General features: G+C 71.8%; 23 protein-coding genes. 8 read left to right on the plus strand and 15 right to left on the minus strand.

Annotated features, from left to right (window positions below; translation table 11 throughout):
- Positions 1-55: 55 nt before the first annotated feature.
- Positions 56-1027, minus strand: a complete 972-nt coding sequence (locus tag DP939_RS20720; RefSeq protein WP_113982380.1) for a sigma-70 family RNA polymerase sigma factor — start codon at positions 1025-1027, stop codon at positions 56-58.
- 95 nt (positions 1028-1122) lie between these two features.
- On the opposite strand from DP939_RS20720, the gene DP939_RS20725 reads away from it, so the two are divergent.
- Positions 1123-2511 carry a dihydrolipoyl dehydrogenase family protein gene (locus DP939_RS20725; RefSeq protein WP_225878397.1) on the plus strand — a complete coding sequence of 463 codons (1389 nt, stop codon included), beginning with the start codon at positions 1123-1125 and terminating at the stop codon, positions 2509-2511.
- On the opposite strand, the gene DP939_RS20730 is transcribed toward DP939_RS20725, so the two are convergent.
- Together DP939_RS20730 and DP939_RS20735 are read right to left on the minus strand one after the other, a co-directional pair.
- Positions 2508-3338 carry a universal stress protein gene (locus tag DP939_RS20730; RefSeq protein ID WP_113982382.1) on the minus strand — a complete coding sequence of 277 codons (831 nt, stop codon included), beginning with the start codon at positions 3336-3338 and terminating at the stop codon, positions 2508-2510. The genes DP939_RS20725 and DP939_RS20730 overlap by 4 nt on opposite strands.
- Positions 3339-3367: 29 nt before the next feature.
- A complete protein-coding gene (locus DP939_RS20735) occupies positions 3368-4024 on the minus strand; it encodes a TetR/AcrR family transcriptional regulator (protein ID WP_113982383.1) in 657 nt (218 codons plus the stop codon).
- A 22-nt stretch (positions 4025-4046) separates the two neighbouring features.
- Between DP939_RS20735 and DP939_RS20740 the strand changes: the two genes are divergently transcribed.
- Together DP939_RS20740 and DP939_RS20745 are read left to right on the plus strand one after the other, a co-directional pair.
- Positions 4047-5396 (plus strand): MFS transporter, encoded by a 1350-nt coding sequence (locus tag DP939_RS20740; protein WP_113982495.1) that lies wholly within the window; start codon positions 4047-4049, stop codon positions 5394-5396.
- Positions 5393-5827 carry a hemerythrin domain-containing protein gene (locus tag DP939_RS20745; protein ID WP_113982384.1) on the plus strand — a complete coding sequence of 145 codons (435 nt, stop codon included), beginning with the start codon at positions 5393-5395 and terminating at the stop codon, positions 5825-5827. The genes DP939_RS20740 and DP939_RS20745 overlap by 4 nt, the downstream gene beginning before the upstream one ends.
- A gap of 15 nt (positions 5828-5842) precedes the next feature.
- On the opposite strand, the gene DP939_RS20750 is transcribed toward DP939_RS20745, so the two are convergent.
- The gene (locus tag DP939_RS20750; RefSeq protein WP_113982385.1) at positions 5843-7429 is read right to left on the minus strand and encodes an amidohydrolase family protein; all 1587 of its coding nucleotides are present in this window, start codon (positions 7427-7429) and stop codon (positions 5843-5845) included.
- Positions 7430-7456: 27 nt separating this feature from the next.
- Positions 7457-8035 carry an NADPH-dependent FMN reductase gene (locus tag DP939_RS20755; RefSeq protein ID WP_113982386.1) on the minus strand — a complete coding sequence of 193 codons (579 nt, stop codon included), beginning with the start codon at positions 8033-8035 and terminating at the stop codon, positions 7457-7459.
- A gap of 120 nt (positions 8036-8155) precedes the next feature.
- On the opposite strand from DP939_RS20755, the gene DP939_RS20760 reads away from it, so the two are divergent.
- On the plus strand, positions 8156-8620 hold the full coding sequence (locus DP939_RS20760) for a MarR family winged helix-turn-helix transcriptional regulator (protein ID WP_199565298.1): 465 nt from the start codon (positions 8156-8158) through the stop codon (positions 8618-8620).
- Between the two features lie 37 nt (positions 8621-8657).
- Here the strand turns inward: DP939_RS20760 and DP939_RS20765 are convergent, their stop codons facing one another.
- From DP939_RS20765 to DP939_RS20775, 3 genes are all read right to left on the minus strand, one after another.
- Positions 8658-9611, minus strand: a complete 954-nt coding sequence (locus DP939_RS20765; RefSeq protein WP_113982387.1) for a helix-turn-helix transcriptional regulator — start codon at positions 9609-9611, stop codon at positions 8658-8660.
- A gap of 105 nt (positions 9612-9716) precedes the next feature.
- Positions 9717-10247, minus strand: a complete 531-nt coding sequence (locus DP939_RS46225; protein WP_113982388.1) for a hypothetical protein — start codon at positions 10245-10247, stop codon at positions 9717-9719.
- 112 nt (positions 10248-10359) lie between these two features.
- Positions 10360-11055 (minus strand): SDR family NAD(P)-dependent oxidoreductase, encoded by a 696-nt coding sequence (locus DP939_RS20775; protein ID WP_113982389.1) that lies wholly within the window; start codon positions 11053-11055, stop codon positions 10360-10362.
- A gap of 65 nt (positions 11056-11120) precedes the next feature.
- Here DP939_RS20775 and DP939_RS20780 point away from each other — a divergent pair, with 65 nt between their 5' ends.
- Entirely contained in the window at positions 11121-11711 is a 591-nt protein-coding gene (locus DP939_RS20780; RefSeq protein ID WP_113982390.1) for a TetR/AcrR family transcriptional regulator, read from the plus strand.
- A 16-nt stretch (positions 11712-11727) separates the two neighbouring features.
- On the opposite strand, the gene DP939_RS20785 is transcribed toward DP939_RS20780, so the two are convergent.
- The 3 genes from DP939_RS20785 to DP939_RS20795 all read right to left on the minus strand — a co-directional run bounded on the left by DP939_RS20785 (position 11728) and on the right by DP939_RS20795 (position 15402).
- Positions 11728-12852 carry an esterase-like activity of phytase family protein gene (locus DP939_RS20785; RefSeq protein WP_113982391.1) on the minus strand — a complete coding sequence of 375 codons (1125 nt, stop codon included), beginning with the start codon at positions 12850-12852 and terminating at the stop codon, positions 11728-11730.
- A gap of 29 nt (positions 12853-12881) precedes the next feature.
- Complete coding sequence (locus tag DP939_RS20790; RefSeq protein ID WP_113982392.1) at positions 12882-14537, minus strand: PHP domain-containing protein; 1656 nt, start codon at positions 14535-14537, stop codon at positions 12882-12884.
- 115 nt (positions 14538-14652) lie between these two features.
- Positions 14653-15402: an IclR family transcriptional regulator gene (locus tag DP939_RS20795; RefSeq protein ID WP_225878398.1), complete on the minus strand. Its 750-nt coding sequence runs from the start codon at positions 15400-15402 to the stop codon at positions 14653-14655.
- Between the two features lie 129 nt (positions 15403-15531).
- On the opposite strand from DP939_RS20795, the gene DP939_RS20800 reads away from it, so the two are divergent.
- From DP939_RS20800 to dmpG, 3 genes are read left to right on the plus strand one after another with little or no spacing between them, the layout of a single operon-like run.
- On the plus strand, positions 15532-16338 hold the full coding sequence (locus DP939_RS20800) for a 2-keto-4-pentenoate hydratase (RefSeq protein WP_113982393.1): 807 nt from the start codon (positions 15532-15534) through the stop codon (positions 16336-16338).
- A complete protein-coding gene (locus DP939_RS20805) occupies positions 16335-17237 on the plus strand; it encodes an acetaldehyde dehydrogenase (acetylating) (RefSeq protein WP_199565301.1) in 903 nt (300 codons plus the stop codon). The genes DP939_RS20800 and DP939_RS20805 overlap by 4 nt, the downstream gene beginning before the upstream one ends.
- Positions 17234-18235 (plus strand): 4-hydroxy-2-oxovalerate aldolase, encoded by a 1002-nt coding sequence (gene dmpG, locus DP939_RS20810; RefSeq protein ID WP_113982394.1) that lies wholly within the window; start codon positions 17234-17236, stop codon positions 18233-18235. Before DP939_RS20805 ends, dmpG begins: the two co-directional genes overlap by 4 nt.
- A 66-nt stretch (positions 18236-18301) precedes the next feature.
- Here the strand turns inward: dmpG and DP939_RS20815 are convergent, their stop codons facing one another.
- From DP939_RS20815 to DP939_RS20830, 4 genes are all read right to left on the minus strand, one after another.
- Positions 18302-18838 (minus strand): histidine phosphatase family protein, encoded by a 537-nt coding sequence (locus tag DP939_RS20815; protein ID WP_113982395.1) that lies wholly within the window; start codon positions 18836-18838, stop codon positions 18302-18304.
- A gap of 8 nt (positions 18839-18846) precedes the next feature.
- Positions 18847-19575 carry a CbtA family protein gene (locus DP939_RS20820; protein WP_113982396.1) on the minus strand — a complete coding sequence of 243 codons (729 nt, stop codon included), beginning with the start codon at positions 19573-19575 and terminating at the stop codon, positions 18847-18849.
- Positions 19576-19583: 8 nt separating this feature from the next.
- On the minus strand, positions 19584-19781 hold the full coding sequence (locus DP939_RS20825) for a CbtB domain-containing protein (RefSeq protein ID WP_113982499.1): 198 nt from the start codon (positions 19779-19781) through the stop codon (positions 19584-19586).
- A 172-nt stretch (positions 19782-19953) separates the two neighbouring features.
- Entirely contained in the window at positions 19954-20199 is a 246-nt protein-coding gene (locus tag DP939_RS20830; RefSeq protein ID WP_158578630.1) for an FAD-dependent oxidoreductase, read from the minus strand.
- Between the last annotated feature and the right edge of the window lie 37 nt (positions 20200-20236).

Consider the following 20236-nt stretch of genomic DNA (forward strand, 5'->3'; position numbering starts at 1 on the left):
TGGGTTCATCGGTAGGACAACGCGGAGACGCGAAAGGAATCGGGGGCGGCGAAATTCACGGCAACCGGGCCGGCAGCGCGAACGACGGGAACCGCCCGGTGGCGTCGAGGAACGTGGTCAGGCCGGTGATCCACCCGCCCGACACGTCCACGACCACCAGCGCGAACGGCTCGTGGCCGCCCTCGCCGGCCGGACGGTACTGCCCGAACGCCGGAGAGCCGTTCGCGACCGTGGGCACCAGCCGCGCGCCACGGCACGCGCCCTCCCCGCCGAAGAGCACCCGGCGGATCTCCTCCCGCCCGCGCAGCCACCACGGGAACGGCGGCATCGACATGGTGGCGTCCTCGTGCAGCAGGGCGACCAGCGCGTCGAAGTCGTGGCGCTGGAAGGCGTCCACGTACCGGGCCAGCAGCGCCCGCTGCGCCGCGTCCGCGGGCCGGTACGGCTCCGGCTCCGGCTCCGGCTCGACGATCTCCCGGCCGGCGAGCGCGGCCCGCGCGCGCTGGAGCGTGCTCTTGACCGCGGCCACCGTGGTGTCCAGCGACGCGGCGACCTCGTCCGCCCGCAGGGACAGCACGTCGCGCATGATGAGCACCGCGCGCTGCCGCGGCGTCAGGTACTGCAGCGCGGCCACGAACGCCAGGCTGATCCGCTCCCTGGACACCACCACCTCCGCCGGGTCGCCCCCGGCCGCGGGCGGCAGGTCCGGGATCGGCCCGACCCAGGCGGCCTCGGGCAGCGGGGCGCCCAGCGGAGCCCCCGCCACGGCCGGGGACGCCAGATCCATCGGCCGGGCCCGCCGCTGACCGCTCTTCCGCATGTTGAGGCAGACGTTGGTGGCGATCCGGTACAGCCAGGAGCGCACCGCGGACCGGCCCTCGAACGCGTCGAAGCCCTGCCAGGCCCGCGTCAGCGTCTCCTGCACCGCGTCCTCGGCCTCGGCGGCCGAGCCGAGCATCCGGTAGCAGTAGCCGATCAGCTCGGCCCGGTACCGCTCCAGCCATGACTCCACCGCGAGGTCGGTCATCCCCGGTCCCCCCTCTGACATGCCGCGGCCCATGTGACACCACCGTACAAAGGCTGAAGTTGCGTCCGGCCGCTCCATGGTGTGCGGTAGAGGGTGTGACACAAGAGAGCTTCGATGTCATCGTGATCGGGGGCGGCCCCGTCGGCGAGAACGCGGCGGCGCGCGCCGCGCGCGGCGGGCTGCGGGTGGCCCTGGTGGAGCACGAGCGCTACGGCGGCGAGTGCTCGTACTGGGCGTGTATGCCGAGCAAGGCCCTGCTGCGGCCGGGCAACGCGCTCGCGGCGGCCCGCCGGGTGCCCGGGGTGCCGGTCGGCGAGCGCCTGGACCCCGGCCCGATCTTCAAGACGCGTGACTCCGTGGCCGCGCACTGGGACGACGGCGGGCAGGAGCGGTGGGTCCGCGACACGGGGATGACGCCGGTCCGCGGCTTCGCCAGGATCACCGGAAAGCGCGAGGTCACGGTAGGCGAGCGGGTGCTGAGGGCCGAGCACGCCGTCGTGGTGTGCAGCGGCAGCGTGCCCAGGATGCCGCCGCTGCCGGGCCTCGCGGACGCCCGCCCCTGGACCTCGCGGGAGGCCACCTCGGCCGGTGCGGTGCCCGGCCGGTTGGCCGTGCTCGGCGGCGGCGTGGTCGGCGTGGAGATGGCGCAGGCGTGGGCCCGGCTTGGCGCCAAGGTCGATCTGATCATCCGTGGCGAGCGGCCGCTGCCCGGCTTCGCCGCGTTCGCGGGTGACGCGGTGGCCGACGGCCTGCGGGCCGACGGGGTGACCGTCCACCAGCGGACCGAGGCCACGAGCGTGTCGCGGACCGACGGCGAGGTGCGCGTCGAGCTGACGGACGGACGGCAGGTGGTGGCCGATGAGCTGCTGGTGGCCACCGGGCGCAGGCCCGCCACCGACGACCTCGGGCTCGACACGCTCGGCCTGACCCCCGGCGACCCGCTGGAGGTCGACGACTCCGGGCTGGTCAAGGCCGTTCCGGGCGGCTGGCTGTACGCGGCGGGCGACGTCACCGGGCGTGCGCCGCTCACCCACCAGGGCAAGTACGCCGGGCGCGTGGTCGGCGACGTGATCGCCGCGCGCGCCGCGGGCACCGACGTGCCGGAGCGGCCCTGGACGCGCTTCGCCGCCACCGCCGACCACAGTGCCGTGCCGCAGGTCGTGTTCACCGATCCGGAGGTGGCCTCGGTCGGCCTCACCGGCGCGCGGGAGCCCGTGCATCGCGAGGTGGAGATCGATCTGGCCGTCGCCGGTTCCACGCTGCACGCGGACGGCTATCGCGGGCGGGTCAGGATCGTCGTGGACACCGAGCGCGAGGTGCTCGTCGGCGCGACGTTCGTCGGCCAGGACGTCGCGGAGATGGTGCACGCCGCGACGATCGCCATCGTCGGGGAGGTCCCGCTGGAGCGGTTGTGGCACGCAGTGCCGGTCTTCCCCTCGATGAACGAGGTGTGGCTGCGGCTGCTGGAGGAGTACGGGCTCTAGGACCGGCCGCCGGGGCGTACGACCGCGACCGGGCACATCACATGGTGCAGTACGGCGTGGCTGACCGAGCCGAGCACCGCCGAGGCCAGCGCGCCGCGCCCGCGCGAGCCCACCACGACCAGGTCCGCCGCCTCGGCCGCCTTGATCAGGGCGGCGGAGGGGTGTTCCCGTGGCTGCTCGTCGGTGATGATCACGTCCGGGTCGCGCTCCCGCCATTCGGCGACGCGCTCGCCCGCCGCCCGGACCTCGTCGCCGACGACGTCCTCCAGCAGCCCCTGGTAGGCGGCGGCGTAGGAGGGATAGGCCGGAATCTGGCAGGCCGACACGACGTGCACCTGAGCGCCGCGCGCCCGGGCCTGCACGACGGCGTACTCCATCGCCGCCCGCGAGTGCACGGACCCGTCGTAGCCCACCACCACTCGGCCGTACTCCACCACGCGCGGCGCCCGGACCACCACGACAGGCCCTGCGGCGTGCCCGGCCACGGCCATGCTCACCGAGCCGAGCACCATCCCGGCGAACCCGCCGAGCCCCCGGCTGCCCAGGACCAGGCCGTCGGCCGACGCGGACTCGCCGATCAGCTCACCGGTGACGTCCCCGATGAGGAGTTCGGCCGACACCGTGACGCCACGGGTGAGGTCACGCGCGTGGTCGGCGGCCTCCAGCGCTCCGCCGCAGTGCTCGATCCCCAGCTTTCGCCGCCACGGCTCGCACACGTGCACGATCCGCAGGTCCAGGCCGCGCCGCTGGGCGTCGAGCGCGGCCCACTCCACCGCGGCGTTGGACGGGGCGGACCCGTCCACGCCGACCACGATCCGTCCGGCCATGACAGGTCTCCTTCCCGCCAGGGCCCCCCTTAGCTGCGGTCCTGACCCAGCAGGCCGTTCACCAGCGCCCGTATCCCCTTGTCATAGGTGTCGCGGGCGGTCAGCTCCGCCCAGCGGGGGCCGAGCGCGGCCAGGCGCGGGAGCCGGTCGGGGTCGAGGCTTTCGAAGACCTGGCTGCGATGGGTCGGCCTGCCGTCCTCGCGGCGGCGCGCGGCGGCGGCCCGTGCGGAGATCTCGCCCGCCGTGTAGTGCCAGATGATCCGGTAGACGTCCACGGCCTCTTCGGCGGTGAGCCCGGCCTGGACGGCCGCGTCGATGATCTCCTCCGGGTACCACAGCGCGCGGGCGGACATCAGGTCGTCGGCCCTGAGCAGTTCGACGATCCACGGCACGCCCATCAGCGCCTCGCGCATGGCGTGGGCGGTGGCCGTGACGCGCTCGGCGGGGCCTCCCCCGGCCGGTGGCTCGGGGCGCGGCACCCCGGCCGCGTAGTCGTCAAGCAGCATCAGGAGCAGTTCGTCCTTGTCGCGTACGTGGCGGTAGAGCGCCATCGGCGTCGTACCGACCTCGCGGGCCAGCCTGCGCATGGTCAGGGCCTGCGTCCCCTCCGCGTCGATGACGCGGTAGGCCGCGGCGAGGATGTCCGTTCTGGAGATTCTGGGAGGTCGTCCCGTACGCGCCGGCATCCTGCCATGCTACTTTGTCTACATGTATACAAAGTCGCCGTGGACCGCCGTGTGCGCTCTCGCGTTCGGCGTGGCCATCGGCACCCTGCAGATGACCGCCGTGGTACCGGTGCTCCCCACGCTGCAACGCGAGCTGGGCACGACCCTGGCCTCCGTCTCCTGGACCCTGACCGCCTCATTGCTGTCCGGCGCGATTGCGATCCCGCTGCTCTCCCGCCTCGGCGACCTGTACGGCAGGCGGCCCATGGCCGTCGCCTCCCTGATCCTGCTGGTCGCCGGATCGGTCGCCGCCGCCCTGGCCACCACGCTTCCCGCGCTCATCGCCGGACGGGTGCTCCAGGGCATGGCCGCGCCGCTGCTGCCGCTGGCCATCGGTATCGCCCGGCAGCAGGTGCCGCCCGACCGGCTGCCCACGGCGATCGGCGTGCTGAGCGCCATGATGGGCGTGGGCAGCGGCGGCGGAATGATCCTCGCGGGGCTGGTCGGAGGCGGCTACCAGGCGTTGTTCTGGATACTCGCGGGCCTGGCGGCCCTGAGCGCGGCCCTGGTCGTCGCGTTCGTCCGCGAGCCCGTCCACCGGCAGGCCGGGGCGCGGCCCGACTTCGCGGGCGCGGCGCTGATCGCCGGATGGCTGGTCTGCCTGCTGCTCGCCGTCAGCAAGGCACCGGACTGGGGCTGGACGTCGGCGGCCACTCTGGGCCTGCTGGCCGCGACCGCCGTGCTGATCGCCGCCTGGGTGCTGTCGGCCAGGCGTACCGCGTCGCCGCTCATCGAGATCCCGATGCTGCTGCACCGGGGCACGGTCGGCGCGACGGTGGCGTCCTTGCTGCTCGGGTTCGCGCTGTTCGGCACCATCACCACGCTGTCGGCCGTGGCCCAGCGGCGACTCGGGGCCTCGGTGCTGCAGGTCGGCCTGTACCTGCTGCCCACGGCGCTGCTGATGCTGGTGATCTCGCTGCTCGCCGGGCGGCTGATGCGCCGGTTCACGGCATCGTCGCTGGTCGGCGCGGGGTCGGCGGTGGTGGCCTGCGCGGCGATCTGGCTGAGCTTCGCGCACGGGTCACCGGCGGAGCTGTACGGCGCGGCGAGCGTGCTGGGCCTGGGCATCGGCCTCGGGTACGCCGCGCTCGGCACGATGGCCGTCGAGCACGTCGAGCCCGCCAAGACGGCGGCGGCCGGAGGCGTGAACGCGCTGGTCAGGATCGTGGGAAGCAGCGTGGCGGGCGCGGTGACCGGCGCGCTGCTGTCCGGCGCGGGCGCGGGCTGGAGCTTCGCCGCCGCGGCTATCGCGGCCCTGCTGTCGGCCGCCTTCGCCTTCGCGCACGGCGTGCTCGGCCGTACTCCGGCGGCCGTGGCCGGGGAGGCGGCGTGACCGGCGAGCGCGCGGTCGCCTGGGGCGACGAACTGGTCAAACTGCACGCCACGTTCCGCCGCGACCTCGCCGCACTGCGCGAAGGCACACTGCCCGCGCCCGGGCTGCGGGAGCACTGCCTGACGTTCTGCCACGCCCTGCACGCCCACCACAGCGGCGAGGACGACGTGCTCTTCCCGCACCTGAACGGCCTGCATCCCGAACTGGCCGCCGTCCTCGACCGGCTGCGGGAGGAGCACGTGGTGGTGGGCCGCCTGCTGGCCCGGATCAGGGCGCTGGCCGAGGCCCCGGACGCCGTGGCGGGCGGGCCGGCCGAGATCCGGGCCGAACTGGATCGGCTCGCGGGCGAACTGGAGGCGCACCTGGACCATGAGGAGGAGCGACTCGTGCCCCTGCTCAACACGATGACCGACATGCCGGACGACCTGTGACCGCCCGGCCCGGTCCTAGCTGTACGCGAACAGGTCCTGCTTCAGCTTCATCTGCCTGAAGAGGTGGTCGCGGGAGACCTCCAGCTGCCGGGTGAGGCGGCCGAGGTCCGCGCCGAGCAGACGGCCCTTCCACTTACGGATCTTTCCAGCGACGATCACCGTCTCGACGTTCGTGCGGTCCATCAGCGTGACGACCGCCCCGGGCACGCTGTTGAGCGGGGCGACGTTGAGCGCGGTGGCGTCCAGCAGCACGATGTCGGCCTCCTTGCCGGGCGTGAGCGTGCCGGTCCTGCCGTCGAGCCCGAGGTGCCTGGCGCCGTTGATGGTCGCGTACCGCAGCACGTCGCGGACCGTGAGCAGCGGCGGCGTGCCCTCGGCCGGCTTCGGCCAGTTGTCCGGCGGCTCCCCGCTGCCCTGGTCCAGGACCATCTGGTTGACGATCATGCGTTGCATGGTCATCGCGGAGCGCATCAGCGTGAATGGGTCGGCGGCCATCGTCGTCTCGACGTCGGAGCTGAGGGAGGGCTCCATGCCGAGTTCCTGCATCTTGATGATCGGCGGAGTGCCGTGCCGCATGGTCATCTCGATCGGGAAGGCGATCGAGATCTGCGCGCCCGCGTCCCGGGCCTTCTTCCAGATCTCATCGGACATGCCGGTCATGTGAATGAACATGTTGTCCGGCCCCAGCCGGACACCGCCGATGCCGCGGACGATCTTCTCGAAGGTCGGCCGCATCCCGAACGAGCCGACCGAGTGGGCCGCGATCCGCAGGCCCAGCTCGCGGGCGATGGCCCAGGCCCGGGTGTACACCTCCTCGCCGAGGTGCAGCTCGCCACCCATGATCATGGTCACCAGCTGGTCGTCCGAGGAGAACCACTTGCTCCTGAGCCTGCGGGCGTCCTCGGGGTACTTGGCCCCGGGACGGCCGTCGCCCTCGAAGAACCCGAAGGCGGCCCGCCGCCCGGTGTCGATCAGCGCCTGGACCGCCGCGTCGCTGTGCTCGGGGGAATGGTGGATCTGCGACACGTCGAGCACCGTGGTGACGCCCGCGTCGAGCTGGGAGAGCCCGCCGAACAGTTCGTTGATGTAAACGTCCTGCGGCCGGTACTTCTTGGCGAATCCCCCGAGAATGTGCCCGACGTAGTTGGGGTAGGCGCTGGGTGAGCCGGATTTGTCGTCGAGCAGCATGCCATTGGCCAGGAATGAGCGTTCGGCCGTCTCGAACATGTGGTGGTGCGTGTCCACGAAACCCGGCATGACGATGCGCCCGCGCGCGTCGATCATGTCGGCCCCTCCGGCGTTGATACGGGGTCTGACCGCGACGATCTTCTTGCCTTCGACCAAGACGTCGGCGGACTCGAAATTCCCCACCTTCGGGTCCATCGACATCACCGCCCCGCCACGGATGACATATCGCCGTCCCCGGCCGCCGGTGTTGCTCGGTGGCGCCTGGTCACGGGTCTGGGCGGCGGCGGGGGGCGCCGCGAGCAGGCCCGCGCCCGTGGCGGCGGCGGCCATGACGGAGGTCTTCAGAAAGCCTCGACGCTCGGATCGCTGAGCGGCGCTCTCCGGCCGCTCGTCTTCATCCTGCCGGCTGGACATGGGGGTTTCTCCTTGAGAAAGGGCTGGTCACGATGCACTGAAGGCGGGAACGGCCCGCAGCGGGGCGAGGGCGGCACTCCAGGCGACCACCTGGCCGATCATGGTCTCCAGGGGTTCGAGGTTGTGGTCGCCGGGCTTGAAGACGGTCATGTCCTCGAACTCGGTGAACAGGTTGAGCGCGACCTGCTGACGCACGTCGGCCAGGTGCAGGTTGCCGGCGATCGAGCGCAGATGCTCGACCGCGCGGGCGCCCCCGGCCACTCCGTAGGAGACGAAGCCGACCGCCTTGTTGGCCCATTCGGCGAACACGAAGTCGATGGCGTTCTTCAGCACCGCGGGAATGCCGTGGTTGTATTCCGGGGTCACGATGATGAAGCCGTCGTACGACGCGATGACGCTCGCCCAGCGCTTGGTGTGCTCGTTCTGGTATCTGCCCATGGCGGGCGGGAACTGCTCGTCGAAGAGCGGCAGCGGGTGGTCGCGGAGGTCGATGAGGTCGAATGTGGCGTCATCGCGCAGCTCGGCGTACTGGAGCACCCAGCCGGCCACCTGCTCGCTGTTCCGGTGCTCGCGTGCACTGCCCAGAATGATTCCTATACGGGTCATAGAAGTGCGTTGCCTTCCTGTCGGTCGTACCGCGGCCGGGCCCGGCGCGAGCTGAGTTGATATGTCTACTGGATACAGGGCATCGAGTAGATGTGTCAACTCGCTGGTAGGATGACGGGCATGGCGCAGCTTGGATTGACCGAACACGAGCTCCGCGCGTGGCGGACACTCTTCCGGATGGTGCTGCTCCTTCCGGCACGCCTTGAGCAGCAGCTACAGGCCACCAGCGGCCTGTCCAACGCCGACTACACGGTGCTGGCCCTGCTGTCCGAGGCGCCCGAGCGGCGGATGCGCTCCTACGAGCTGGGCCGGACCGCGGGGTGGGAGAAAAGCCGGATGCACCACCAGCTCATGCGGATGAGCAAACGCGGCCTGGTCGCCCGCGAACCATGCGGCTCGCGCGGCGTCTACGCCGTGCTCACCGACGAGGGTCTCGCCGCGCTGAAGAAGGCGGTGCCCGGCCACGGCCAGGAGATCCGGCGGCTGTTCGTCGACCGCCTCACCCCCGGCGAACTCGATCGGTTCGCCGGGCTCGCCGCCAAGATCCTGGACACCCTGGACGCGGACGAGCCGCCCGGCGAGTGAGCGGCCGGCCGCCGCTCAGCGCGTCACTGACGATCGATCAACGAGCGGCATCGGCGTAGCGGCGGGCCAGGCGGGCGAACGCGTCCTTGAGTTCGGCCGGGCCGATGACCTCGATGTCGGCGTCGAACCTGCCGATGGCCGCGGCCAGGCCCGCCCAGGACCAGGAGCCCAGGACGAGGCGGCACCGATCCGGGCCCAGTGCCTCGACCACTCCGTCGCGGGAGTAGCCGGACACGGTGGCGGCGGGCAGGTCGATGATCACCTCACCGACGCACGGCCACTCCCCAGAGCCGTCCGTGCCACGGAAGCGGCCGGTCACGAAGGCGGCCACGTCGCCGCCGGGCAGTTCGCGCGGGGTGAAGCGGGGCCCGGCGGGGATGCGCGGGGTGATCCGGTCCGCGCGGAAGGTACGCCAGTCGGCGCGGTCGAGATCCCAGGCCACGAGGTACCAGCGCCCGCCCCAGGTGATGAGGTGGTGCGGCTCCGCCCGGCGCGGCATCGGCTCGTCCGCGTACGTGAAACGCAGCACCTCGCGGGCATGGACGGCGGCGCTGAGCGCCGTCAGCACATCGCCGCCCACCTGCGGGACCGGCCGGGCCGGGGGCGGCCGGACGGCGGTGACCTGCAGGGTGTCGATCCTGCGGCGCAGCCGGGCGGGCATGACCTGCCGGACGGTGTTCAGCGCGCGCGCCGCGGCCTCCTCGATGCCCGCGCCCGCCGTCCCGGCGAGCTGGAGCGCGACGGCCAGCGCCACGGCCTGCTCGTCGTCGAACAGCAGCGGGGGCAGCTCGGTGCCCGCCTCCAGCCGGTAGCCGCCGTCGGGGCCCTTGATCGCCATGATCGGGTAGCCCAGCTCGCGCAGGCGGTCCACGTCACGGCGCACGGTACGCGGGCTGATGTCCAGCCGCTCGGCCAGCAGCGCCCCCGGCCAGTCACGTCGCACCTGGAGCAGGGAGAGCAGGGCCAGCAGCCGCGCTGAAGTCTTCGGCATGGACCCACGGTGCCCCAGATAGCGGCCATACCCTGGCCGCTTCTCGCACCAATGTGGCCGCCACACGTCATCGACGAGTACGACGACACGACCGGTCAAGGCTGATCACAGCTCGGCGGCGAGCACGTCGGCGACCATGCGGATCGCCTGGTCGTCGTCCTGGGCGATCTCGTTGACGTGACCGGCCAGGAGCAGCAGCGTCGCCTCGACGGCGTTCATCTCGGCCCGCATCCACGGGCCGTACTGGGCCCGCCACAGGTTGGGCGACAGGCCGACGCCCGCCGCGACGATCAGCCCGGCCATGGTCGGGATGGCGGCGTCATCGACGGCGTTCATCACGTGCAGCCCGTCGACGACGTATCCGACGACGCTGCCGAGCGCTTCGGCGGAGCCGTCCCCCTGGTGCTCGTACGCCTGCCGGAGCCAGTCGACGTAGACGTACACGAGCGTGCCCGCACCCACGATGACCTGGTCGAAGTCGGCCCCGTCCAGCTGGGCGGGCCGCCCGTCGATCAGCAGGGTGCGGGCCGACGCCGGATCACCGGAGCGGATCATGCGCAGGTGCTGGTCCAGGATGCCCAGCACCGTGTCCACGTCGCCGATGCCGGACGAGCCGGCGCTGAGAGGGGATGACATGGCCCGTTCCTTTTCGATGGGTGACCTTGGGGATACGCTTGGTGACCGGGGCACCGATTGCACAGTAGCCCGGATACCGCCCGTCCGGGGCGAGGTCGGCGGAGATTGACGCCTATCCCCCACCCCGCCTCAGCGGGCCACCGGCACCGGAGACCGCACGGGCGGTGCGGGCCGCTGCTCCCCGGAGGTCGGCCGAACGGCCGAGGTTGGTGACCACGATGCCGGGGTGGGCCGCGGTCGCGAGCACCGGTGAGCCGATCTCGGTGAGGCGGCGGTGGAGTTCGGTGGTGAACAGCAGGTTCGCCAGCTTGGACTGCGCGTACCCGGCGAGCGCCCGGTAGCGCCGGCGCTCCCAGTTGAGGTCGGCGAGGTCGATCGCGCCCAGCCAGTGCGAGTCGGAGGCCACGGTGACCACCCGGCCCCGGATCCGTGGCAGCAGCAGGTTGGTGAGCGCGAAGTGGCCGAGGTGGTTGGTGCCGAACTGAAGCTCGAAGCCGTCGGCGGTACGGCCGGGCGGCGGGACCGACAGGCCCGCGTTGTTGATCAGCACGTCGATCGGCTCGGTGGTCTCCCCGGCGAACGCGCGGACCGAGGAGAGGTCGGCGAGGTCGAGCCGCCGCACGACGACCTCGCCGGTCATGGCCGTGGCGGCGGCGCGGCCCTTGGCGAGGTCGCGGACGGCGAGTACGACGCGGGCCCCCGTGGTGGCGAGCGCGCGGGCGGCGGCGCGGCCGATGCCGCTGTTGGCGCCGGTGACGATGACAGTGCGGCCGGTCATGGCCGGGAGCTGGGCTGCGAATGTTGTCACGGGCAACAATGTATGCACTGACAACAATGCTGTCAATGACAACATTGACCGGCTACGATGGCCGCATGCCCGCGTACCATCACGGAAACCTCCGGACGACGCTGCTCGCCATCGCCGAGCGCAACCTGCGCGAGCATGGCGCGGACCGGCTATCGCTGCGCGAGCTGGCCCGCGAGGCGGGAGTCAGCCACACCGCCCCGCGCCGCCACTTCGCGGACCGCCAAGCCCTGCTGGACGCGCTCGCCGAGGCGGGGTTCGCCCGGCTGGACACGGAGTTGCGCGACGCGCTCGCCGCCGCGGGCGAGGAGTTCGGGCCGCGCCTGCACGCCATGGCGGCGGCCTACCTGCGGTTCGCCACCGAGGACGCGGCCCTGCTTGAGCTGATGTTCACCGGCAAACACCGTGAAGGCGCGGAGCGGCTGGTCGCGGCCGCCGCCGCGCCGTTCGGGCGGATGTACGACCTGATCGCGGAGGGGCAGGCGCAGGGGGTGCTGGAGCCCGGCGACCCGGAGCGCGTGGGGATCGTGCTGTACGCGACCCTGCACGGCATCGCGACACTGATCAACGGCAACCTGGTCGCCCCGGAACTGCTCGACGGGATCGCGCCGACCGCCGTCGAGCGGTTCATGCGCGGCTCCCCCGTCGCCCGCCCCTGATCTCTGGGCCTACCGGTCAGCAGCCTTTGACGGCGTAGGCCAGGAACTCGGTCTTCTCGTCCGCGCTGAAGTTGTTGTCCGAGCCGACGATCAACGTGCACTCCCCGTTCGCGAACTTCGGCCCGAAGGCCATGGACTCCAGGTTCTGCGGGGAGGGGAAGTCCTTGACCAGGCGCTTGGTCGCCGGCGTGTACGTCGCGCCGCGCAGGCTGTCCTGGTGCAGCACGTCGGTCGCGGCGCTGACGTCCAGCTCATAAAGGCGGACCCGGTAGCCGGTGCGCTTGGTCCAGGAGCGCTCCAGGGCCAGGAAGCGGTGGTCGTCGATGGCCAGGACCTCCGAGACGCCGCCGTTGTCGGCGGGGTCGGCCGGTTCGGATTCGGTGGGCAGCGCGTCGACCATGTAGGCGTACTGGGCCGCCGGCGTGCCGTCCCGCTTCCACACGGTCAGCCGGACCGGGCCGCCCTGCTTGGCGCTCACCGCGTCGCCGTCCTGGTATAGGGGCTGTTCGACGATGGCGGCGATGCCGCTGGGGGTGAGGGTGATCCCTTCGAAGCCGGTGTCGGTGCGGGGACCCTTGGTGGTGCCGGCGGTGACGGTGAGGTTGTCGGGGATGGTCAGCTTGCTCTGTTCCTTGCCGTCGGTGTTCATCCAGCGGACGGCGAGCTGGGTAAGTGCGTTCGGGTGGGAGGTGCCGGCGTGGTGGCCCTCGGTGCCCCACAGCAGCCGTCCGGTGGCCGGGTCGAAACGGATGGACTCCGGGTCGGGCGATTCCTTCTCCCCGTATTTGGGATAGGACGAGCCGTCGTGCTGCGTCAGCCAGGTACGGGCGGTCAGCTCGGCGGCGGTGAGCTTGCCGGTCTGCGCGTCGAACGTCAGCTTGCCGGTGTAGAAGCGCGGGGCCTGGTGGCGCCAGCGGTCGTCGGAGATGAAGTACCAGGTGCCGGTCTTCGGGTCGTGGTCCAGCCCGGAGAGCCCGCCCACCGTGGTCTCGTCGACCTTCTTGTCGTAGGGGATCACCTGCTCACCGAGGTCACGGGTGATCTCGATCTGCACCACGGCCGCGGGGGCCGCCTGCGCCGTCGTCGTCGCCAGACCGAGGGGGAGCACGGCGAGCAGGCCCGCCGTTCGCCAGTTGCGCATGGGTCTCCTTCTTCTCATCGGAATAGAGGTCACCCGGGCAGGACCCAGATCGGGTTCGCGTAGAACCACAGGTCCTGCCAGGGGTCGGCGTTGCCGTAGATGTCCATCGCCGGTCCGGACGGATCGACGTCGGCGCCCATCGGGCCCGGCGCGCTGCGCTTGCCGTCCGTACCGCGGATCCGGAAATAGAAGGGCTTGTCCACCCGCCCGAAGGCGTAGGTCAGGAAGACCCTTCCGGTGGCCTTGCCGACCTCGAAGGACTTGACCACCCGGGCGGTCGGGGCGGTGAAGGCGTCGCGGTCGGCGACCAGGCCGGTCACCCGGCCGGTGATCACGTCAACCCTGGCCAGTCTCGGGACGAACTGCGCCCAGTTGGGGGTGGCGGCGAGCTCGATCTCGATGGTCGCCTCCACGCGCGCGCCGCGCCGGACCCGCAGGACGCCGCCCAGCGGCGTGCCGTGGCCGGCGCGCCGGTCACCGGCCTGCCGGGCGCGTACGTCGAGGCCGCTGATCAGCCCGCCGTGGTCCACCCAGACCCGCCCGGCGCGCAGCCCCGCCATCACCGCGCGGTAGCCGAACGACGTCGCCCCGACGTGGGTGCGGGTGTACTGGCCGGGCCAGTAGTCGAACCCGTCGGTGCGCGGCGGAGCGTACACGGGGTCGGCGTGCTTGCCGTCGCGGTCGAAGTCGCCGCCCGGGCCGCGCGTGGAGGTGTCCAGGTAGACGATGTGCGAGTCGGAGTTGGCGGTGATCCACCATGGCCTGCCCTCGGCGAGCATGCTGTCCCAGAGGCCGCCGACGGTGGACGTCATCCAGTCGAAGCCGCCCCAGGTCCGGTAGCTCTCCGGCGGGTAGCCGGGGAACGACGCGTCGGTCCGGTTGAGGAAGTACAGGCCGCGGGCCTTGTAGCGCCAGGTCGAGTCGGGCAGGCCGGCGGCCTGGTGGCCGGGCGCGCTCTCCATGCCGATCGCCACATGGGGGTCGGCGTCGCGCCAGTTCCGGATCTCGTGCGGGGAGTCCACGCCGCGCCGGGCCGGGTGGTTGGCCAGGAAGAGCGCGTCCCTGACGCGGCGCCTGCGCACCTGCTCGCCGAGGAACTTGATCCCGGCGATGGCCAGGGCCTCGTTGGCGGGGGTGGAGCCGGTGGCGTTCTTGACCTCGCCATCGAAGGCGTTCTCGAACTCCTTGAGCACCGCCACCTCGTTGCGCCCGGGATGGACGAAGACGGTGGCGTGCTCGGCGGCCGGGCAGTTCCACTCCAGGCCCTGGTAGATCAGCAGGTCCTTGAGCCGCCTGCGGGCGGCCACGATGTCCGGGTTGACCTTCTCCACGCCGATCTTGGCATGGGCGAGGTCGCCGTGGTCGGTGACGACCATCCAGTCCAGCCCGTGGCCGCGGGCGTGCCGGGCGTGGTCGATGACGCGGTACTGGCCGTCGCGGCTGAACTGGGTGTGGACGTGGTGGTCGCCGGCCAGCCACCGGAAGCCGCCCCTGGCGCCGGCGCTCGCCGGGTCCGGTGCGGCGGTCAGCACGGTGGTGGCGGCGCCCGCGCCGAGCAGCCCGGCCCCGCGCAGGAAGCCGCGGCGGGAGGCGTCGGCGGGCGGCAGCTCGCCGTCGGGCACGGACGGATCGAGCGCCGGGGGGACGTCCTGATCTGGGGCGGGGTGGGGGTGGCCGTGACCCATCGGTGCTCCCTTGGGTTGGATCACCCAAGTCTGGAACCCTGCGTGGCCATCCGACTACTTTCCGTGAAGACAGGTTGCGGTGGTGAGAAATGCTCGGGTCGGTTCAGTGGACCGGTCAGAGGGCCTTGAGCAGGGCCCGTGACACGCCCAGCGCCGCGGTCTTCACGGCGGGCGCCAGGCGGGCCGGGTGGAACCGGTTCGCGGGCGCCGCGATCGACACCGACGCCACGACCGTGTCGCCTCTGAAGATCGGCGCGGCGATGCAGGCGATCCCCAGCCGCGCCTCCTCCCGCTCGTAGGCCACGCCGCTCGTGCGGATCCGCCGGATCTCGCCCTCCAGCCGCGCGTGGTCCACGATCGAGTACGGGGTCAGCCTGCGCAGCGGGCGGTTGAGCACCTCCTCCAGCAGTTCCGCCTCCGCGTGGGCCAGGAGCGCCTTCCCGACGCCGGTGCAGGTCAGCGGAAGCCGGCCACCGACCGCGGAGGGCAGCGACGGCGACTCCGGGCGCTGGATCTTCTCCACGTAGACCACGTCGAGGCCGTCGCGCACGCCCAGGTGGACGGTCGCGCCGGTGGCCTGGTAGAGATCGTGCATGATCGGCAGCGCGCCGTGCCGCAGATCGCGTTCGAGAGGGACGATGCTGCCCAGCTCGAACAGCCGCCTGCCGAGGTAGTAGCGGCCTTCCTTACGGACGACCACGCCCAGCTCGCCGAGATCGGCCAGCAGCCGCAGCGCGGTGGACTTGGGCAGATGACAGCGCTCGGCCACGTCCACCAGGCGCAACGGGCCGCCGGTGGGGCGGAAGGCGTCCAGCACCAGCCACACTCTCTCCAGCATCGAAAGGCGGCCGTCGTTCCGTGTCATGGAACTCATTGTTGTCCATGGCACGGCGGGTCGATATCCATGGACCAGCGCGAACGCGCGAACGGGCCCCCGATCGGCGGTGCCCTCCCCGAAGCACTTTCGTCATACCTTCATCGGGCAGGAGCCTCAATGAACCACCAGCAGGCCGCCGACCGGCTCCTGGCCGCGGCCACATCCGGCCGGGCGTGCGCCCCGGTCCGGGATTCGATAACCACGGCGGAGGACGGCTACGCGGTCCAGGAGATCAACACCCGCCGTGCCGTCGCCGCGGGCAGAAGGCTCGTCGGGCGGAAGATCGGCATCACCAGCGCGGCGGTCCAGCGCCGGTTCGGCATCGACCGGCCCGACTTCGGCATGCTGTTCGCCGACATGTGGCGTCCCGACGCGCTGCCCATCGCCCCGGGCGACTTCATGCAGCCCAAGGCGGAGGCGGAGATCGCGTTCGTGCTGGGCGCGGACCTGTGCGGCGGGCCGTTCACCGCGGCCGACGTGATCCGCGCGGTCGAGTTCGCCCTGCCCGCCATCGAGATCGTTGACTCCAGGATCGAAGGCTGGGACATCACGCTGCCCGACACGATCGCGGACAACGCCTCCAGCGGTGGATTCGTCCTGGGCAACACCCCGGTCGGCCTGCTCGGGCTGGACCTGCGGACGGCGGCGATGAGCCTGGTCAGGAACGGCCAGGAGGTCTCCACCGGCACCGGGGCCGACTGCCTGGGCCACCCGGTCAACGCGGCGGTCTGGCTGGCCGACACCCTCGCGCGGACGGACTTCCCGCTGCGGGCCGGTGACATCGTGCTGACCGGCGCGCTCGGGCCGATGGTGGACGTCGAGCCGGGAGACGTGTTCGAGGCGCGCATCGAGGGGGTCGGCTCGGTCACCGCGGCCTTCGGAGCAGGAAAAGAGAGCGAGCGAGGAACGGTGAGCGACCAGTGAAAATAGCGATCATCGGATCGGGCAACATCGGGACCGATCTCATGTTCAAGGCCCTGTTGTCGAAGAAGGTCGAGGCGGTGGCCATGGCGGGCATCGACCCCGCCTCCGACGGCCTGGCCAGGGCGCGCAGGCGCGGGCTCGCGGTGACCGCCGAGGGCGTGGACGGCCTGGTGCGGCTGAGTGAGTTCGAGGACGTGGACATCGTCATCGACGCCACCTCGGCCGGAGCGCACCCGCACAACGCCGCCGCCGTGCAGCAGTACGGCAAGCGGGTCATCGACCTGACCCCCGCGGCTCTCGGCCCCTTCGTGGTCCCCCCGGTCAATCTCGGCCACCACCTGGAGGCCCCCAACATGAACATGGTGACCTGCGGCGGGCAGGCCACCATCCCCATCGTGGCCGCGGTGTCGTCGCAGACCACGGTCCACTACGCCGAGATCGTGGCGTCGATCGCCTCCAAGTCGGCGGGTCCGGGCACCCGGGCCAACATCGACGAGTTCACCGAGACCACCACGCACGCCATCGAGCAGGTCGGCGGCGCGCGGCGGGGCAAGGCGATCATCGTGCTGAACCCCGCCGAGCCGCCGCTGATCATGCGCGACACCGTCTTCTGCCTGATCGGCGAGGCCGACCACGACCAGATCCGCGCCTCGGTGGAGAAGATGGTGGCCGAGGTCGCCGAGTACGTCCCGGGCTACCGGCTGAAGCAGGACGTGCAGTTCACCCCGGTCGACGAGCCGGTCACCACGCTCACCGCCGAGCCGGTCACCACCCGCGTGTCGGTGTTCCTCGAGGTACAGGGCGCCGCCCACTACCTGCCCGCCTATGCCGGAAACCTCGACATCATGACCTCGGCCGCGCTGCGCGTCGCCGAGCGCATCGCCGGAGGCACCGTATGAACCTCTACATCCAGGACGTCACCCTGCGGGACGGCATGCACGCCGTCCGCCACCGCATCAGCCCGCGCGACGTCGGCCGCATCGCCGCCGCCCTCGACGCCGCCGGGGTGGACGCCATCGAGGTCGCCCACGGCGACGGCCTGGCGGGCGCCTCGATCAACTACGGTCCCGGCAGCAACACCGACCGGGAATGGATCGAGGCCGCCGCGGAGAACATCCGGCGCGCGACGCTCACGACCCTCCTGCTGCCCGGCATCGGCACCATCGCCGAACTCAAGGAGTCCTACGCCCTCGGCGTGCGTTCCATTCGCATCGCCACCCACTGCACCGAGGCCGACATCGCCGCCCAGCACATCGCCACCGCCCGCGAGATCGGCATGGACGTGTCCGGCTTCCTCATGCTCAGCCACATGGCACCGCCCGCCGAACTGGCCGAGCAGGCGAAGCTGATGGAGTCCTACGGCGCCCACTGCGTCTACGTCACCGACTCCGGCGGGCGGCTCACCATGGACGGCGTACGCGAGCGCATCCGCGCCTACCGCGACGTCCTCGACCCGGAGACCCAGCTCGGCATCCACGCCCACCAGAACCTCTCGCTCGCCGTCGCCAACAGCGTCGTCGCCGTCGAGGAGGGCGTCACGCGGGTGGACGCCTCGCTGGCCGGGCAGGGCGCGGGAGCGGGCAACTGCCCGATCGAGCCGTTCATCGCCGTCGCCGACCTCAACGGCTGGACGCACGGCTGCGACCTGTTCGCCCTCCAGGACGCCGCCGACGACATCGTCCGCCCGCTTCAGGACCGCCCGGTCCAGGTGGACCGCGAAACCCTCACCCTGGGTTACGCGGGCGTGTACTCCAGCTTCCTGCGGCACGCCGAGGCGGCCTCCCGGCAGTACGGCGTCGACACGCGCGCCATCCTGCTCGAAGTGGGCAGGCGCCGCCTCGTCGGCGGCCAGGAGGACATGATCGTCGACATCGCCCTCGACCTGCTCAACGCCTGAGGAGCATCCGTCAGGGGTCATGCCACCATGCCGGGACCTTGCCCCTGCGTCAGGGTCGGGGCCGGTTCAGAGCCTTCGGTTGACGTAGGCGATCCGCCAGCCGCTCCGGGTCACGGTGAGCCCGGTGACGGAAAGCGGGGCGAGGTCGAAGCGGGCGGTGCCGAGCGGGCCGGTTCCCAGGGCGTGGCCGAGCGCCGCCCTGATGGTTCCGGCATCGCAGATGGCGATCTGGTCCGGCTCGTCACGTATCGAGTCGAGCCAGGTCGCCACCCTGCCCGCGTGCGCCGTCAGGGATTCGCCGCCGTGCGGGGCCGCGTCCGGGTCGGTGAGCCAGCTCGCCAGCGCCTCCGGCGCCACCTGGTCGTACGCGAGGCCGCGCCACCGGCCGACGTCCGCTTCGCGAAGGGCGGCGGCCTCCCGCGCAGGCAGTCCCATGGCCTGGGCGGTCTGCCGGGCGGCCCTGCCGGGCGCCGTCCATACCGGGCAGGCCGCCGCGAAGCCCAGCGCGGCGGCCTTGGCGAGCCCGGCCGGGTCGGCGTCCTCGTCGGCGGGGAAGCGGGCCGCCCGCATCCCCGGCGTCGTGGCGTGCCGGACGAAGCGCACCCTCCGGTTCAGCCCGGCACGGGCGCGATCGTACGCCGCGCCGCCCGGTCGCTCACCCAGCCGAACAGCACGCCGAACGCCGTCCAGAAGACGAGCTGGGTGCCGATCGAGACGAGCCGGAACTGCCACAGCAGCGTGGCCGGAAAACCCTCGGGCACCTCATCGACCGTGGGCAGCAGCCACCACGCGGCCACCACCGGCACGAGGAACGCGGCGACCGCCGACACCCCGCGCGCCCATGGATCCACGGTGACCCTGCGGGCGGTGGCCACCGCGATGGCGGTCGCCGCCAGGCCGACGAGGATCATCGTCAGATAGAGCAGCGTGCGGGCGTTGATGGTCGCCGGGTCACCCACGGCGGGAGGATTGGCGGGATATTTCACGAACGGCACGAGGATGACGGCGATGAACGCCGTCCCGGCCGCGACCAGCGCGAGCCGTCCATCGGACCCCGGCCCGACCCGCCCGCGAAGACCCGCGAACACGAGCGCGAAGACGCCGCCCACGGCGAGCCCGTACAGGCCGGTGGCCAGGAACAGACCGGCCTTCTGCACCGGCCTGCCGACCTCGGCCTCCTCCCCATGGTCGTGCTCGGGAGCCGTGGCATGCGCGGCGGCCTCCTCCAAGGCGATGGCGTCGTCCACCCGCGGCTCCCCGAAGGCGAAGGCGAAGCCGCCCGCGATCAGTCCGGCCAGCAGCCCCACGAGCAGGCCCCTGACCAGCAGGGTGCGTACCACTCCGGCCTCTAGTGGCAGGGCACGCCGAGCAGGTGCCGCCCGTCGTGCATCAGCTCGTGCAGGAAGGCGCCGGTCTGGGAGACCGCGCCGTTGTCCATCAGGACCAGGTACGCGACGAGCAGCAGCACGGGCATGACCAGCAGCCAGGGCCGCAGGCGCGGAAAGGGGATGGTGGACGGGGTGGACGGCGTGGACAAGCCACTCATGTGGAGCCTCCTCAGGGTCACGCGTCCCATCTCACGAGGTCACGACCGCCAAGCGACCTGGCTCCCGGGATCTACGTCCCGGATACAGTGGCGCGTCCGCACCGGCATCTCACCGGATTTCCCTTGAGCAATCGTGAAATCAACCGGAACGTACCCCGCCGTCCCGGTCGCGTCAATGGGCTTCGCGGGGCAGCAGGGTGAGCAGGGCCATCAGTACGGCGGCGGCCGGCGCGCCCCAGAACAGGACATCCGGGATGGCGGCGGCGGTGGCCGCCGGGCTCGGGGCGCGGCCCTGGAGTTCGCGGGTGAGGAGGGTGCCGAAGACCGCCACGCCGAGCGACAGGCCGAGGCCGCGTACGAGGCCCAGCGCGGCGGCCATGCCCGCCGGGCCTCCGCCGACGATGACGACATCGAACATCTCTTGCCTCCCATGAGCGGTCATCGCTTGTCGTGGG

The sequence above is a fragment of the Spongiactinospora rosea genome, assembly GCF_003315795.1.
In the GTDB taxonomy this organism is placed as follows: domain Bacteria; phylum Actinomycetota; class Actinomycetes; order Streptosporangiales; family Streptosporangiaceae; genus Spongiactinospora; species Spongiactinospora rosea.

Excerpts from the sequence above, each read along its gene's own strand:
- DP939_RS20720 (WP_113982380.1), bottom strand. The coding sequence starts at position 1,027 with ATGACCGACCTCGCGGTGGAGTCATGGCTGGAGCGGTACCGGGCCGAG.
- DP939_RS20730 (WP_113982382.1), bottom strand. The coding sequence starts at position 3,338 with ATGGCCGGACGGATCGTGGTCGGCGTGGACGGGTCCGCCCCGTCCAAC.
- DP939_RS20735 (WP_113982383.1), bottom strand. The coding sequence starts at position 4,024 with ATGCCGGCGCGTACGGGACGACCTCCCAGAATCTCCAGAACGGACATC.
- DP939_RS20740 (WP_113982495.1), top strand. The coding sequence starts at position 4,047 with ATGTATACAAAGTCGCCGTGGACCGCCGTGTGCGCTCTCGCGTTCGGC.
- DP939_RS20750 (WP_113982385.1), bottom strand. The coding sequence starts at position 7,429 with ATGTCCAGCCGGCAGGATGAAGACGAGCGGCCGGAGAGCGCCGCTCAG.
- DP939_RS20755 (WP_113982386.1), bottom strand. The coding sequence starts at position 8,035 with ATGACCCGTATAGGAATCATTCTGGGCAGTGCACGCGAGCACCGGAAC.
- DP939_RS20760 (WP_199565298.1), top strand. The coding sequence starts at position 8,156 with ATGGCGCAGCTTGGATTGACCGAACACGAGCTCCGCGCGTGGCGGACA.
- DP939_RS20765 (WP_113982387.1), bottom strand. The coding sequence starts at position 9,611 with ATGCCGAAGACTTCAGCGCGGCTGCTGGCCCTGCTCTCCCTGCTCCAG.
- DP939_RS46225 (WP_113982388.1), bottom strand. The coding sequence starts at position 10,247 with ATGTCATCCCCTCTCAGCGCCGGCTCGTCCGGCATCGGCGACGTGGAC.
- DP939_RS20780 (WP_113982390.1), top strand. The coding sequence starts at position 11,121 with ATGCCCGCGTACCATCACGGAAACCTCCGGACGACGCTGCTCGCCATC.
- DP939_RS20785 (WP_113982391.1), bottom strand. The coding sequence starts at position 12,852 with ATGCGCAACTGGCGAACGGCGGGCCTGCTCGCCGTGCTCCCCCTCGGT.
- DP939_RS20790 (WP_113982392.1), bottom strand. The coding sequence starts at position 14,537 with ATGGGTCACGGCCACCCCCACCCCGCCCCAGATCAGGACGTCCCCCCG.
- DP939_RS20795 (WP_225878398.1), bottom strand. The coding sequence starts at position 15,402 with ATGACACGGAACGACGGCCGCCTTTCGATGCTGGAGAGAGTGTGGCTG.
- DP939_RS20800 (WP_113982393.1), top strand. The coding sequence starts at position 15,532 with ATGAACCACCAGCAGGCCGCCGACCGGCTCCTGGCCGCGGCCACATCC.
- dmpG (WP_113982394.1), top strand. The coding sequence starts at position 17,234 with ATGAACCTCTACATCCAGGACGTCACCCTGCGGGACGGCATGCACGCC.
- DP939_RS20825 (WP_113982499.1), bottom strand. The coding sequence starts at position 19,781 with ATGAGTGGCTTGTCCACGCCGTCCACCCCGTCCACCATCCCCTTTCCG.
- DP939_RS20830 (WP_158578630.1), bottom strand. The coding sequence starts at position 20,199 with ATGTTCGATGTCGTCATCGTCGGCGGAGGCCCGGCGGGCATGGCCGCC.